Annotated in this window: 13 protein-coding genes; 5 read left to right on the top strand and 8 right to left on the bottom strand. The window is 36.9% G+C overall.

The features are described from left to right. Positions 1-45: 45 nt before the first annotated feature. Entirely contained in the window at positions 46-2,931 is a 2,886-nt protein-coding gene (locus ABD005_RS04620) for an insulinase family protein (RefSeq protein ID WP_343815502.1), read from the bottom strand. A 371-nt stretch (positions 2,932-3,302) separates the two neighbouring features. Between ABD005_RS04620 and ABD005_RS04615 the strand changes: the two genes are divergently transcribed. Then, positions 3,303-5,612: a winged helix-turn-helix domain-containing protein gene (locus tag ABD005_RS04615; RefSeq protein WP_343815499.1), complete on the top strand. Its 2,310-nt coding sequence runs from the start codon at positions 3,303-3,305 to the stop codon at positions 5,610-5,612. 17 nt (positions 5,613-5,629) lie between these two features. On the opposite strand, the gene ABD005_RS04610 is transcribed toward ABD005_RS04615, so the two are convergent. Continuing rightward, positions 5,630-8,104 carry a tetratricopeptide repeat protein gene (locus ABD005_RS04610; protein WP_343815649.1) on the bottom strand — a complete coding sequence of 825 codons (2,475 nt, stop codon included), beginning with the start codon at positions 8,102-8,104 and terminating at the stop codon, positions 5,630-5,632. A gap of 154 nt (positions 8,105-8,258) precedes the next feature. Here ABD005_RS04610 and ABD005_RS04605 point away from each other — a divergent pair, with 154 nt between their 5' ends. The 4 genes from ABD005_RS04605 to ABD005_RS04590 all read left to right on the top strand — a co-directional run bounded on the left by ABD005_RS04605 (position 8,259) and on the right by ABD005_RS04590 (position 10,636). Next, entirely contained in the window at positions 8,259-8,795 is a 537-nt protein-coding gene (locus tag ABD005_RS04605) for a DUF4136 domain-containing protein (protein ID WP_343815496.1), read from the top strand. A 116-nt stretch (positions 8,796-8,911) separates the two neighbouring features. Continuing rightward, positions 8,912-9,235 carry a ribonuclease E inhibitor RraB gene (locus tag ABD005_RS04600; RefSeq protein WP_215980685.1) on the top strand — a complete coding sequence of 108 codons (324 nt, stop codon included), beginning with the start codon at positions 8,912-8,914 and terminating at the stop codon, positions 9,233-9,235. A gap of 54 nt (positions 9,236-9,289) precedes the next feature. Next, positions 9,290-9,916, top strand: a complete 627-nt coding sequence (locus ABD005_RS04595; protein WP_343815492.1) for a lysophospholipid acyltransferase family protein — start codon at positions 9,290-9,292, stop codon at positions 9,914-9,916. A gap of 120 nt (positions 9,917-10,036) precedes the next feature. Then, the gene (locus ABD005_RS04590) at positions 10,037-10,636 is read left to right on the top strand and encodes an outer membrane beta-barrel protein (RefSeq protein ID WP_343815489.1); all 600 of its coding nucleotides are present in this window, start codon (positions 10,037-10,039) and stop codon (positions 10,634-10,636) included. Positions 10,637-10,699: 63 nt separating this feature from the next. Here ABD005_RS04590 and ABD005_RS04585 read toward each other — a convergent pair whose 3' ends face one another. The 6 genes from ABD005_RS04585 to ABD005_RS04560 form a co-directional block, all read right to left on the bottom strand. Then, on the bottom strand, positions 10,700-11,329 hold the full coding sequence (locus tag ABD005_RS04585; protein ID WP_215980688.1) for a trimeric intracellular cation channel family protein: 630 nt from the start codon (positions 11,327-11,329) through the stop codon (positions 10,700-10,702). A 62-nt stretch (positions 11,330-11,391) separates the two neighbouring features. After that, on the bottom strand, positions 11,392-12,351 hold the full coding sequence (locus tag ABD005_RS04580) for a cobalamin biosynthesis protein CobD/CbiB (protein ID WP_252738934.1): 960 nt from the start codon (positions 12,349-12,351) through the stop codon (positions 11,392-11,394). A gap of 86 nt (positions 12,352-12,437) precedes the next feature. Further along, positions 12,438-13,178, bottom strand: a complete 741-nt coding sequence (gene mtnN / locus ABD005_RS04575) for a 5'-methylthioadenosine/S-adenosylhomocysteine nucleosidase (RefSeq protein WP_215980689.1) — start codon at positions 13,176-13,178, stop codon at positions 12,438-12,440. Positions 13,179-13,337: 159 nt separating this feature from the next. Next, on the bottom strand, positions 13,338-14,018 hold the full coding sequence (locus ABD005_RS04570) for a DUF2726 domain-containing protein (protein ID WP_343815483.1): 681 nt from the start codon (positions 14,016-14,018) through the stop codon (positions 13,338-13,340). Positions 14,019-14,124: 106 nt separating this feature from the next. Beyond that, entirely contained in the window at positions 14,125-14,772 is a 648-nt protein-coding gene (locus ABD005_RS04565) for a dUTP diphosphatase (protein WP_343815480.1), read from the bottom strand. Positions 14,773-15,000: 228 nt separating this feature from the next. Beyond that, positions 15,001-15,807, bottom strand: coding sequence for an NF038132 family protein (locus tag ABD005_RS04560; RefSeq protein WP_343815477.1), 807 nt, complete (start codon positions 15,805-15,807; stop codon positions 15,001-15,003). Between the last annotated feature and the right edge of the window lie 38 nt (positions 15,808-15,845).

Genomic DNA, 15,845 nt, shown 5'->3' with positions numbered 1-15,845 from the left:
CGCCCTATAAATGTGTATTTATTTTACAAGGTACTCACACACTGCCTAATGCTGGTAGTTAACCTGACTAGCAACTTTGGCTGCGTCAGTAATAACCACTTGATTAGCTAATTTAGCAAATGGCTTATCTTGGTATTTAGCGCCACGCAGTTGCACATTAACCCGCGCAGCATTTGGATTAGCTAATGTTGCCTGATAAAAGTTTTTCATGTCTTGCAAGGTTACTTGCTCAACTTGTGCAATTAACTTCGCTTTTGAGTCATAGTCCCAGTTTTCTTTTGACCAATCATCGAATATTGGAGAAATCTCTTGATACAAGTTTTTAGGGGCTTCTGTCAGGCTCATTAATACACCAGACTTCATTTTATCAAAGCTTTCTTGTGATAGGTTATCAAGTAGTACTTTGTATTCTACCTTGAACTTATCAAAGCGTGTTTGCGCTTGGGCTAAGTCCATGACCGGAGACTGAATAAAAAGCCCAATACCCGCATATTCATTTAATGGATAATCAGTTGCACCTACCGCATAACCTAGCTGCTCTTCGGTGCGTAATTGGTTAAACGCTTCAAATGAAAAATGGTTCGCTAAAATTTTTGCTGTTGCTAAAGACTTATAACCTTTATCGGCATGAAAGTGCACATCGAATAAGGCAATATCCGCCGCAGCAATGTCTTTCTGGTAGCTCAGCACTTGTCCTGGTTTAGGTTGTAACAGTACGCTTTTAGCGAAACTGGTTTCTTGTCTGTCAGAGCCAAGCGCCTTGCTCACAACCGAGGCTACTTGCTCTAAATCAGCGGTACTATAGTTACCAAAAGCAAACACTCGTGGTTGATTATTTTTAGTCATTTTAGCAATCACCTTATTGAAGTCCGCTAAAGTCATCGACGATGCTGTATCAATTAATACACTATTTTCAAACTTGTCCTTTTGCGCAACTTTTGCAAAAGCACCTTTAATTTGACGAAAAGCAAACTGCATTTGAATATTAGCGATATCACGCATATACCTATCTTTTGCTTGGGCAAAGCTTTGCTCATCTATACTAGGTGATAACTCTTGCATTAAATTAGTTAATAGCACGCTTTGTTTGTCGGTAAAGCCATCAACAAATAAAGTCATACCTTTGCCTGCAGATGCTTTAATACTAATTCCTGCTGCTTGTGCTTCAGACATCAGTAGGCTTTGCTTTAAGTTATAGGTATCTTGCCAAATTGCCAAAGCGACTTGAGTATTGATATCGCTCGCGGCTTCACCACTATTAATATCAACCTTAATAATACCTTTAGGTTGCTCTGCAAATAACTTACTTGGGTAATGCCACACCTTCACGCCATCACGTTCAACCTTCAACTCAGGTTTTTGCTGGTTAGTGTTTTGCACTTTAATATCAAAGTTTTCAGGTAGTAAACGATTAACTAACGGTAACGCTAACTCTGCTTTGACCGCGCTTTTCCAGCTAGCCACTTCAGCGTCATTAATGTTTTCAATACGGTATTCGCCTGAATAAAAGTGTTGTTTTTCAGTGACTTTTTCATTTTTACTGATATACCAAATACGTAGGGTTTCTGGTGTTAATTGCGCTAAAACATTATCAATCGCTTGTGCGTCAAACTTTTCATAATAATATGGTGCATTTATCGCATAATTGGTTGTGTAGTTTTGCATACTATTAACTAGGTCGGCGACATAGCTAAATTCATCACCTTTCTCTAAAAATCGAAACTCGTTATCCAGTGAGGTTTTTATTTCGTGATAATACTTTTCATCAACACCTTGTGCTTTAATTAGGTCAATATACTGCATCACCATAGCAACGATTTCATCGCGATTTTTCATGCCTTCGTCAGTCAGATCTAACGTAATACTTAATTCACCGTAGTTGCCATAATGATTTGGTGAAGCACCAGCATCTAGTGAACTAACCCAACCTTTAGCTTTTAGTAACTGTGCCGGTGTGCCAGGCATGTCAGAGCCTAATAGATAAGAGACAAAGTGATTAGGTTTTACTTTAAAGTCCGCCATATTATTAGCAATAGTAAAATCTAACTTTAACTGCTTAACATCTTGGTTAGGTTTAAAGTATATTTTTTTGCCCGCAAGTTCCTTAAAGTTTAACGCTTGTTTAACTTGAGGTTTTTCAATGCCTTTATCTTTAATCGTTGTAAAGTGTTTTGTCGCTAATACTTCCATTTCATCTAAAGGTAAGTTACTTACCATAGACACTTTCATAATATTCGCTGAATAGTACTTATTATAAAAGTCGACAGTTTCTTGGTGAAGATTACTACCTTCTTTATTCGATAAGGTTTCTAGGTTACCAATTAAGAAGCGATTAGCGGCATGATCGCCCATCATACTTCTTGATAGCTTAAATTGAGCAAAAAAGTCTAGCTCACCGCGCATTGACCACTCAGCATTAACGGCATTACGCTCTTTATCAGTATATTCAGGGTAAAGCTTTGGTGCTTTGAAAAAATCTGAGAATCTATCTAATGTTTCATCAAAGGCGTCGTTATTAACCTTGAACATATAGTTTGTATATGTCATCCATGTTGACGCATTCATTGTGCCGCCATTTTCTTTAAGGAACTCTGCATATTCGTTAGTTTCTGGGTATTTTTCAGTACCTAAAAAAAGTAAGTGCTCAAGGTAATGGGCTAAACCTTGTTGCTCCATAGGGTCTTGAAGTAAGCCAACTCCTAGATTTAATGCTGCCGCTGATTTTTCAGTCGTTGGATCCGATACTAATATAACTTCAATATTATTTGCTAACTTTAATGTTCGATATTCACGCTGATCATTTGGGCTAACAGCTAAGCTCGTTAGCGGCGCTAATTGCGGTGAGGCCGTTGACGTATTTGTTGAAGGTGTTTGTGAGCAAGCAGTCATCAAAACAACGGCAATTGCACTTAAGGTAAATGTCTTTTTCATGTTTATTCCTTTCTCTATAAGTTTGGCTGACATATATATTGCGACTAAGTGTTTTCCTTAGTTATCGCTTTGTTAGCTTATTCACTTTACTGATTATAATTATGTTAACGAAGGCTATTTTAGCAACCTAAGAGCATAAGTCGCTTATTGAAGCATTAGCATTAAATCCATCACAAAAATAAAACATAACCTTCTGTAAAATAAAGATAAAAAAACAAAACAGCATCAATTAAAAACCAAAAAAAACAAACCTTATCAAAACCTTATAACTCCATAAGGTTTATAGGTAACTTATTAATTAATATATTTTAATTGAGTTTTCGTTATTGAAATGTTAATTTAAAGCCTTGGTTATTTATTAGTGATAATTTGTGCAATATCAAATCGGACCTTGGCTATTTTTACCTGCTCGCTGCGTTATTTCTTCAAGTCTCATTGAAAAAGAGCTCGATCCACTAACTTTCAAGCTAATTACTTACTTTATTAGTCAACCTGATCGTATTATTCCTCGCCAAGAATTAGTTGAAAAAGTATGGCAGCAAAACTTTGTTGATGATAATGCAATAAATCGTGCTATTTCAGAGCTACGTAAACAACTTAGCCATCCAGAGCATAAAGCCCCCTTAATCAAAACTCATTATCGTAAAGGTTATTCTCTTACGGTAACGCCACAGCTATTACAAGAAGAACAGGAACCTGCCCAAACGCCAGTAACACAAGCAATTAACGATACTAATCTAACAGAGAATAAAGCTACTGATATAATAGAGCCTCATACCGTTGAGGTCGCTGAAAATAACGTACTACTTGATAATGTAACAACATCATCGCCCGCTATCCCATCAAATAACACTCAAACAAAAAAGCCTTCACCTTATAAGTGGTTATTGATACTAGTAGTGCTACTGTTAGTAGTTAATATCTTTATCGACTTTAAGCAGCTTAATGAGCAACCTAGCCTTAACAATAGCGAAAAAGCTAACAACGCCAGCGAAAGTACATTTAGCGAGCAAAAAAAGCTAAAAGAGCCAATTGAAAAGTTAATATCTAAAGCTGAAAATGTAAGCTTTACTGCTGCCACCTGGAATATAGGCGCAGAAACCTTACCCTTGGTATCTCCCGACAAAAACTTTTTAGCTTACACAAATAAGAGTGAAGGTATAACCAGCACCTTTATTAAGCACTTACTTACAAAGAAAGAAATCAAGCTAAGTTATAAGAATCTTTATATTTCAGCGATGTCTTGGCAACCACAAAATCAGGTATTATTAACCGAAATTAGTGACTTTAAATCTACATGTCATTATGCAACGTTCAATCTTAGCGATATTAATAACGTTCCTGAGCCAACACTTATTAAAGCATGCGATAAGCAAGCTCGCGGTATGGCTCAGCTAAGCGCTAAGGGTAATAATATGTTTTACCTTGAGCTTGATGACAAACAACTAGGCCAAGAAATAAACCAATATAATATTCAAACTCAAAAAAATACGGTTCTTGTACCTTCCGGTGATGCTCAGTATGGCGTTGCACGAATGATTATTTCACCTAATGGTCGTTATTTACTATACCAATGGCATGAACGAAATAACCCAGCAAAGCTATACCTATTTGATCTTACAACGCGAGAACAAAATCTACTTTATGAGCAAGAAAAAGAGCTAGATTACATGACGTTCGCTTGGTTACCTGATAGCGAACATATTGGTGTATTAAAAGGAAGGAACTTACATTTTATTAATATCAAAAATAAAAATAGTAAAATAATTGAATTACCACTAGAGCAATATCTGAGTCACATTGACTTTCTTGATAACAACCAGTTTTTTTCATCTCAAGCGGGCAGCAATCAAATGCAAATAGCTCGAGTGGATAATATTTTCCGCGAAAATGAGCCTAACGTCACAATACTGAACAGTTCGGACAGTAACGACTATTACCCGATATACTCAAAAAAAGAGCCAAACCTTCGTTATTTTATCTCAAGTAGAACAAATCAGTATCAAATTTGGCAAGCAAATGGTTCTGAAGAAAGGCAAATAAGTCACTTTGATGCTAAAGAACAACAAGCTCTTTATGTGCTAATGTTATCAGACAACGAAAATTACCTATTATTTAGTCGTAATAATCAGCTTGAATTTATTGATTTAAAAACGGGGAAATTGCACGAGATACCTGAACTAAAGCAAGCCAAGGCCAGTAGTTACCTTTGGACTAATAACGATCAAAGTATTGTTTATTCAACAATACAAGATAAAGTCAGTCAAATATGGCAATTTAATTTGGTTACCCGCAACAAGACTCAATTAACATTCGAAGGTGGGCAAAAACTGCTCAAGAATGATAGTGGTGATATCTTTTACATCAATAACAATAACTTATTAAGTTTGAGTTACGAAAAAAACAAAAGTACCGCAAACGCTTTTAAAAAGAAACTCACAATTACGCCTGCACAATGTTGGTGTTCAGTCACACTACAAGGTGATTATTTTTATAGCTTAAGTGACCCGTTATTCTTAGCAAGAATGCATTTATTTTCAGATGAAAAGCAATACTTGCCTTTACCCAGAGCATCAATGGGCATAACTATGCCAACGCCTAATACATTATTAACAACTTTATTTAAAGAAAATAACACTCAAATCCAGCGTATTTTTTGGTCTACTACAACACTCCCTTAAAACGAGTCAAAATGGAATTAATGTTGCTCATTGCTTTCAGCAACTAACGATAGTGTTTGGGGTAATACAATCACAAAACACGCTCCTTTTTTCTTCTCTTGGTAATGCATAGAGCCCGATAATGTTTGAGCAACCATATTATAAATAATATGCAAACCTAAGCCAACATGACCTTTATGGCGTAGCGTAGTATAAAACGGCTCAAAAATATCATGTACTTTATCTTGTGGTATCCCACAGCCATCATCAGTATAGGTAACTTTGATATGTTTATCGCATTCCTCAATCGTTAGCGTAACATTGATTCGCTGCTCATCATTTGAAAAACCATGCTCAACAGTATTACTCAATAAACTTTCTAATATCTGTAACCAGTACGCTGAATAGCTAGTAATAGCGCTACTACCATGCAGTGTTAATGTATAATTAACTCGTTTAAACATTACCTTTGCGAGTAAAGAAGTCATCACTTTTTCAATGCAGTCTGCAAGAATGAATGCCTGTGGGGGGTCCGAACGCTTTTCAATACTGATTTGCTTAAATTCACTAATTAATTCTGCACTACGTGCTGTATTATTCGCTATTAACTGCGAACTTTGCGTTACGGCCATTAAAAATGTATTTAAACCATCGCGAGTAACTTCATTATTCTCAACAGTACTTTTGAATGCTGCTAAAGATTCGTTTAAAAAAGAAGAGGCTGTAACTATAGTACCTAGAGGCGTATTCACTTCATGAGCAACACCCGCAACTAACTTACTTAAAGACGCCATTTTTTCTACTTCAATTAAGTTATCTTGAGTGTTTTTTAAATCTAATAAGGTTGTTTCAAGTGCTTTATTTGTAGTTGTTAGTGATTGCGTTCGTTGTTCAACAATACTTTCTAAATTGGCATTAAGCTCTCTTAAATCTTGCTCTTTCGCTTGTATTTTCTCCAAAGCGATGCGTTTATCGGCTAATTTCTTACGCTGATTGAGGCGGTAATAAAAGAAAGCAATTAAACTAAATATAAATAATGATGACATAACATAGACATAGCCACGTGTTTTTTCTTGCTCAACTTCCAAGGTTGATATTTTATTTTGCTGTATTAAGTCAGTAATTTTTCGCTGCTTTTGTTCAACATCATACTCCACTCTTAATGTTTGCATAAAGCGCTGCTGCTGCTCATTAAAAATTGTATCTTTTAATCGTTGAAACTCCTTTTCATTTGCTAGTGCACTTTGATAATCATTTAGCTTTTCATATAAAGTAGACAACATTTGGTATGACTGAAGAACAACAACATTCTTACTACTCTGTTTACCGTAAAGTAAGCTATTTCTAGCCGCATCTATTGATAACTCAAGTTCTTCCTCTGCCAGTAGTAATTTAGCTAAAGCTAAATAAGCTTCTGATAGACGGCTAGTGCGCTTAGTCTTTTCAAAAAAAATTATAGCTTTATTTAAATACATGGCAGCAATCTTATACTCAGCGACATCACGATGTAATCGACCTAGATACAAGTAAGAGTAATGTAATAATTTTTGACTGTTAATTCGATCTGCTAAATGAGCTGCTTGCGTTAAGTGCTCTAATGCCTCACTTGTTTTCCCTGCTAAACGATAAGCTTCACCAAGATTATTATGTGAATAAACTTGACCACGTAGGTAACCTATAGACATTTTTATTTTTAAAGATTCAAGGTGCATAGTAATTGCATTGTCATAGTCTTGGATATCTTTATACAAAATTGCAATGTTGTTGTAATTAATCGCAATTTGTTTAACGTTACTTGTTGTTAATATTAGGGATAAGGCTTTTAGTTGGTACTCTAGCGCTTTATCAAGCGCACCAAAACTACGATAAATACTCGCGCTATTATTTAGAGTTTGAACCATAGACTCAACATCATTAGTTTGTTGATAATACTGATAAGCAAGCAACGCTGCTTCAATTGCTTTATCGCTATTATAACTCTCGCTATAGACCGTTGCTTTGAGAGCATTAAAGTCCCCCATAAATTGCAATTCATTTAGCGATTGGGCAAAGTTCAAACCTTTTCCAATGTAAACAAGAGCTTCATCGTGATTTCGTAACTCATTAGCCAGTAAAGAGAAACTCATCAACACTAACATTTCGTCATGTATATTTTTTTGTTGTTGGGCAATAATTAATGCTTCTTCCAATAAGCTTCGCGATTTCGTAAATTCATTTAAATGATAATATGATAAGGCTAAGTAATTTAAGAGAGTCGCTCGGCTGGCATGATTTGGCCCGATAATGTTTAAAGCATCACTTGCATAAGTAATAGACTTTTCTGGTGTAAATCGGTTTCCGTCACGGATGTAGTCAATAATTAAGGCTATTTTAGCTTCATCATCACTAACTGCTATTTTCTTCTCAAGTAAGGCGGCTTCATTTTCATACGCAGAAATATGAAAGCAACAGCACAGTATAACCAACAGCAATGAACGACAATAAATTCCACGGTACTGTAGAGGAAATAGCATCACAACAGTTCACTTCACACCAAAGTCACAAGATAGTTTTAAGTGTAGTTAAGCAATATATAATTAGCGAACCATTAACCCATTGTTTTTCTGTTAAACGGTTGCAGTAATTGTTACGCTGACTGCCTAACGCCACCATTAATATTTAATAAACGTGTTTTATAAATCTATTATCATAACAAGCCTCATACTTTTATTTACTGCATGTAGTACCAGTGACAATGCTATTTTTCATACCCAATTCAACTTTTCAGCTGTCACTAGCTATAGTATCTATCATAGAAACTCAGACTTTACTGATACGCAAAACTTGGCGGATACACGCCGAAATAGCATTGAAATAGCGATAGAAAAAAGCATGGAGCGTCGAAACTTTCACTACACTAAACCTGAAGATGCAGATATTGTAGTAACCTATCATATGATTAAAAACCCTTCTGACTATAAGCGTTATAACAAAGCGGTGTTGTTTTGCCAGCAATGCTTACAAGCTAATAACTGGCACCAGGGCAGCGATAGACTCACCGTAAAAGTAAACAGTTTGATTATTGATTTAGTTGACCCAAACAGGAGGAGGTCGGTGTGGCGTAGCATTCAGCCTTTAAATATTAAAGACAAAGATAACAGCCAAGAAATCAATGAGAAAATTCAGCAAGCCGTCAATGATATGCTAGTACAATACCCTAAATAACCTAGCTGATAACAATCAACTCAACCGACTTATTTACCTCAATAGTATTATTCACTATTCAAATTCATAAGCTCTGTTTATAATGACCCTTTTTAATACTGTACTTATATTTAACTATGACCTTCCCAAATGATGAAACAGGCCAAGTATTGGCAGAAATGCAGCAAGCAGGTATTGACCTAGCTATAGAGCACAGTGTGGTGTTTTTTCATTTATTCGAGCAGAAAGAACAAGCCCAAGCAATGGTTAAATACCTCAGTGAAAACCACCCAGAAATCACATCATCACTTCACCCCGATGAAACGCCTAACGTATGGGATGTAGATTGCACTATCAAAATGATACCAACCTATGATGCCATCATAGCGCAAGAAGAAGCTTTCGAAAAAATAGCGTCTCAACACTCAGGCTACAATGACGGTTGGGGGATCGAAGCCTAATTTATTGCTTCTGTAAATCTGGACATGCTTGCTTTCTACTTAAAAAAATACACCATGTATATCACCATAGCTACTGAATCAGTTGCTTTATCGCTATGTAAACAGCATGGTAAAACCTTTAATCGTTTACGTCGTTTCTTCAGTATTAGAATTGTTCGCAGTGCTGGCGCACGTGTTAATTTAAGCGGTAGCATTGACGCTGATACTGATATTCTCATTGTCAATCACCAAAGCATGACCGACATATTCTCACTAGAAGAAGTTGTCGGAAATGATGTCCGCTTTGTAGGGCGAACAGGTATCATGGACCGGTGGCCTGTTTCACGTATTGTTAATTTAGTGGGCCATATTACTGTAGATCAAAAAGATCGACGCGCCATTATTAAGCTGCTCAAAGACGTGAAAGTATGTAAAGGCAAAAAAGTTATTATTTTTCCAGAAGGTACTCGCTCACAAACAGGAAAAATAGAGCCCTTCGAGCCTGGCACTAAAATATTAGTCGAGAAGTTAAAATTGAAAGCTCAGCCTGTTGTCATAAAAAATATTTTATCTATTTACAACGAGTCAAATAAAAGCGCGACCTCAGGAACCATTGAAATTGAAGCTCTTCCCCCTGTTAATATTCAAGAAGGCTGGTACGAAAAAGCTCATCAAGACATGAGTAATGCCTACCAACAATAGAAGCGTTACGCCTACCCTCACGCTTACACTTACTTACATAATTATCACACTTGACTGACAGTTTATCATTTAAAATCCCCAGATAATCACGCTAACAAAATCTTTTAACAGGGACCTCTAATGAAACGTTTACTACCCGCTTTATCACTTTTATCAATAGCATTATTTAGTACTGCTGCCTTTAGCCAAGAAAGTAAGCATAGCGTAGGCATTAATGTTGGTATTGCCAGTGGCGAATATAAAAACTCGAGTAAAGATGGTGATGGTTTTATACAATCTTACCTTTATTATAATTATCAAGCTTTTGAACATATATCATTTGAAATAGCTTATTCGGGTGCTACAGAGTTTGATGATTGGGATTGTGATGAGGATGAAGATGACAATAGCTGGACATGTTCATTTAATAGTAATCAAAATATCTTTAATTTACGTGCTAATGAATTTGAGCTTAATAGCGCAGTTATTGCTATAAAAGGCAATTTACCTATTTCGAAGCGCAATAGTTTATATGGCAAAATTGGTGCACAATATTATGATTATGACTTTAGTTTAAACGATTACAATATTGAGGGCGACAATGGGGTTGGTACACTTCTTGAGGCAGGTTGGCAATATCAATGGGATATGGGCATTGGTATGAATGCAGGTTTACGCTACCAAGACTTAGGTGATTTAAGTTTTATTTCATCAAATGTTGGCATTAGTTACTTATTTTAATCAACTACTGTATTACATCATTAAATTAATATTAAGTACGTCGAGGTGAAAATCTCGATGTGCTTATTTAGTATCTTCACTATCAGGAATATGAAAAGCAGGTAACGAAACATGCCAATATATTGCAGCCAAGCGTAACAATAAGGCTGCCGATATAGAAACTATCAGCGCATGACTTTCTGACCACGCTAAATACTCTAATAAAACAAATAATCCACCACCTAACATCGCCGCTAGCGCGTAAATTTCTTGGCGTAAAATCATAGGAATCACGTTACACAATACATCACGTATCATACCGCCAGCCACGCCAGTAATTGTCCCTAAAACAATAGCTACAGGTGTAGCAGCACCTAAGTCGAGTGACTTTTGCGTGCCTAATACAGCAAATAATGCCAAACCTAAAGCATCGGCAATTAATAAAAACCGCTTAGGAATGCGTTTCGGTTCACGAATAAGTACAATGGTGAGTAACGCTGTCGCTAGAACAACATAGAGATAATAGGTTTTCTCCAACCAAAATACAGGTGTTTGTAAGATAACATCACGAATTGTACCGCCACCTATCGCGGTTACCGACGCTAGTACAACAACACCAAAAGGGTCAAGTTTATAGCGGCCCGCCATCAGTGCCCCTGAGAAAGAAAACACGATAATACCAAAAATATCTAACCAAAAAAGTAACTCAACCACACGTAGGCCTCTACACTAGTATCAATTCTATAGTTGATGTGTTTTAACAATTCAAAATGCTATTACATATTAATGAACGTACAGGTTACCGCTAAGGTTATGACGTACAATAAGCTCATGGCAATAACTTGTTTTATTTGTTTGTTCGCATGAATAATATCAGTTACTTTGGGTTGCTGCGCTAAATCATTAAAGTTAACTCGACGCAGTTTGGTTTGTTGATACATAGCAACGCCCCCCAGTTTCACTTCTAAACTTAACGCCAATAATAAAATAGCTATATTGTTATTAAGCTGGAAAATAAAGCCTCTACTCAAGCGCCAAAAAAGTAAAAAATTCTTCCCTAAATTAAATATCAAAAGCTGCAACGCAAATAGTCTAACGGGTAACCACTGGCATATATTAACCAATACACTAGCGCAATAACCAAAATGATTAAATTGAGTTAACTTAGGGTTCCAGCAATAATGCATTTCAAGTAATAAACGATACAACAGAGCAGCTAAAGGTCCTAAGGTGAGAAAAATAAAAGCAACCGTATAGCCTTGTTGCAGCGTTCTTAGCAACTGCATTTCAATAGCCGCTTTACTTAAACCAACAGCAGATAATTGCTCTGTTTCTCTCAAGACCCAAGGCGCTAATGTTTGCTTAGCCACATAACTTTGATTGCCTACTATTGCTTGCGCTATATGCTTAGTAGTTTGCTGTAAGCTAAAACCACCAAAAGCACAATAAAGTAATAGACCATGCCATAGGTAGTCTAACGCGACAAAATCAGCAAACAACCATAATATTACCGCCAATGGTAGTAACGTAACCACAATAGCCACAAAGCCAGCAACAGTTTGTTGTTGAGCACTATTGCTCGACTTATTTACTTTATTACTTAGTTGCTGACAGTAAAACTGAAAAAAACGTAATGGCTCATGTTCAATAAAACGTGATATCGTCAACTTAGTTAACATCACAACAAGTAATATGATCACTTGGTAGCTAAAATCATTTATTTCCGTTAGCGCCATTATTTTACTTCCATTAACACCTAATGTAATTGTTAACTCAAAGTGAGCAGGCAACAGCTAGGCTCACTCCATATATTAATATTACTTTAAGCCGGTAAGTTAAGATCTTTACCTTTTAGCTCAAGTAGCATGTTCATCACTAATTGCGAAGAGTTAACCGCGGCGGTTTCTAAGTATTCCTCAAAAGTATGCGGTGACTCTTTACCTGCAATATCAGAAAGAGACCGAATAACCACAAATGGTGTATTAAATTGCAAGCATGTTTGTGCAATTGCAGCACCTTCCATTTCAACTGCTGCCATGGTCGGAAAATTAGCTCGCGCTTTAGCTACATCTTCTTCTGCGGTCATAAAGGTATCACCGGTGGTAATTAACCCTTTTACCGCGGTAATACTTTTAAGGTCATTGCTACCACCACTTAATTGCTCAATACCTGATGTAGCCGCTGCTACTAATGTAGGGTGAGGAGTAAATGCAGCAGGATTAGCAGGTAACTGCCCTATTTCATAACCAAACGCGGTTAAGTTAACATCGTGATAGCGTACTTCTGAGCTAACCACAATATCACCCACTTTCAATGTAGGATCAAAACCGCCTGCTGAACCTGTATTAACGACGTAATCTATATCAAACTTATTAATCAACATCGCCGTAGCTAAGGCCGCTGCGACCTTACCAATACCTGACTGTACAATAACAACATCACTACCATCTAGTTGACCTTGATAAAAATCATAACCACCAAACGTACTTGTTGTGCTATTTACAAGTTTTGCTTTTAAAATAGCAACTTCTGGCTCCATAGCGCCAATAATACCTGCTTTCATAAGGGTCTCTTTAAGCTAAATTTATATTGGAATGATTATATACCTAAGCAAGACCATTGTGCGACCTTGTTATAGGGATAACTAATAATGCAACGAAAAAAGCCACTACACCTATACCTTAAAGGTACCGATGAAGTGGCTCAATAAATCTAATAGGAATTAATGAGGCAAAGCCACTTGTCCGGTGGGTAATCTAGATGACTGAGATGATAATTGTGCAGCTAACTCTGGGTTAAGTTGTGCTTGCGTAGAGGCACTACTTAACGCACCAACACTTTTATTTCTTGCGCGTACCATAGGAGCAGGAATAATACGGCCTTTAACTTTTGGCTCTGGCGTATAATTAGTAGCTTTATGTCCAAGTAACCTGCTATTAATACAGGCTCTAATCTCATCTAAGGTATAATTTGCTTTCACTTTAATACGTAAATGTGGAATAGAGGCTGCTTCTAAGGCACCACTGACAAACCAATCTTTTTTGACTTTATACCCCTTGCCTTGAGTGTCTACTAAGTCGATAGCACCTAATAATTTCATTGAACTGCGATCACAAATCACAAAATCAATATATTTCCCTTCAGCATTATTAATGGCACTTTGGCTCGCTCGACTAGAAACACCACTACGTACCGAGAGAATATCACTTAATTTAACACGATTAACAACGCGGTATTGAGAGCCCATTGCCTGCTCAACTAAGTTTTGAAAGTTTTTCTCAGCAGAGGTAAATATGGTACTTTTACCTTCAAAGGGAAAGGGAAAACTATTATCATTTAAACGACTCGCCAACACCGCCACAATAACAACTAAACTGATTAACGCCACTAAAATAAATTCCATAACTATCTCCAGCATGCAAATTCTTGACGCTTTACCCCTATTTGTTGATAAAGCGCACTACTTACAGTGAACCAAGCAGAATTTATGCCAAAGGTTGTTATATGAATTAGTTTTTTGGGTATTTAGCCTCTAACGCTGCGTATAGCTGCTGTTGGAAGTTATCAGCTCCAGCGTCGAGCTCATTAACTAATTGAGCTAACACTTCATTATCTTCTTCACCGTGCCAAATTTTAATATAACTACCTTCTTTATAGCCATGATCTTGACGGAAAAAGTTCAACGTATTTTTACCTACGTATTGACGGAACAATTCATCTAAATCCATGTTCATTAATGACATGCAATCGGCTAGTGCTTTAGCATCAAAAGCTTTTTTTGTAACCGCAGATGACGCCAAGTTTTCTAGCGCAATTTTAAAGTCACTTTCCGCAGTACCTTGGTGAAGTTCTTTCGCTAAATCACTCGTTATTTTAGCGACATCATCACCTGTCATTAAGCGTAAACTTAAACCAAAGTGGAAAATATCAACTAGCTCCAATTGAACTTGAGCAACATCAATTTCTTGATGTTTCCACCACTTCCAACCGTGGTGATCTAACATCTCTGCGCATTCAACCCAAATTGCGCGATACCATTCATAGCCATTAGCGCGCCATGTATCACTTACTCGACTATTCATTGCATCTTGCATGGTCAGCATTTGACTAATTTGTTTTTCGGCAATTGAAATAGCCGTTGATAGTTGTTCACTCATGGTTGTTAAATCACTCTATTAAGTAGTTGATGTTAGATTAACGATTTGCATATTTTGCCGCAGCAAGCTCATCTAAACAAGCCGTATGAGGAATTAGTGTAAGTTATTAATAAAACACTCTCAATATGTAGGGATATTAATAAGAGAAGAAGGCAGTACACACAAAAAAGCCAATCAATAATTATTGATTGGCTTGTTCTTTTTCATTAATGTTTATTTAAAATAACATTAAACTCTATTTCGTTTAATACGCGCTAAACCAAGTAGAGCTAATGAAAACAATGCAACACCTGCTGGCTCAGGAACAGCGACAGGATCAATAGCAACGCCAGCAATAGTAATACCATCAAAAGCTAAGCCTGAATCATGGGCCGTATCTGTCCAATTGGTAACACCAAACTCTAAATAATAACTACCGGCTGTTAAAATACTGTAGTTAGATTGCACCCAACCAGTATAACCACAACCTGAACTAAAGCAGCTATTTGAATCACTACCTAAAACCGACCAACTTGGCGCTCCGGCGATAATTTCAACGCTACCTGGGCTCAATGTTGCTTCAGGTGCAGGCATACCAATACCCGGAACAATATTACCACTTTCTTTAGTTCTAGCTGTAAATAGCATAGCAACTTGGTTTAATGACTCATCAAGTAAACGGGCCCATGCATAATCAGCATAACCAGCACCATCGCTAGTTACATAGTTAAAGAAGAACTCTAAATCATCCCCTGCATTAGCTGCAAATAAGTTAGACGTTAATACTGAACCATCAGTACCAACTAACCCGTCTAAACCTACACCATTTACACCGTTATCAGTTGAAACCCAACCATAGTTATTAGCACCGGTTGGGGCCGCAGTAACTACACCATCGGCACCAGCAACACCACAATTTCCGGTACAGCCCCAATTGGCAGGAATGCCGCCATCAAAGGTATTATCTATGACAGTAGCTGAAACGTTGAAAGAAAAAATAGCAGGGATTAAAGCGCCTAATAAGTACTTTGGTTTGTTAAAGAATTTCGTGTACATTTAATATTCCTTTATAAAAATAATGTCTTCTGGACCCT

Source organism: Colwellia asteriadis (assembly GCF_039523295.1).
Lineage (GTDB): Bacteria > Pseudomonadota > Gammaproteobacteria > Enterobacterales > Alteromonadaceae > Colwellia > Colwellia asteriadis.
The sequence above is the reverse complement of the archived record's forward strand: the minus strand, read 5'-3'. Positions and strand labels throughout refer to the sequence as shown.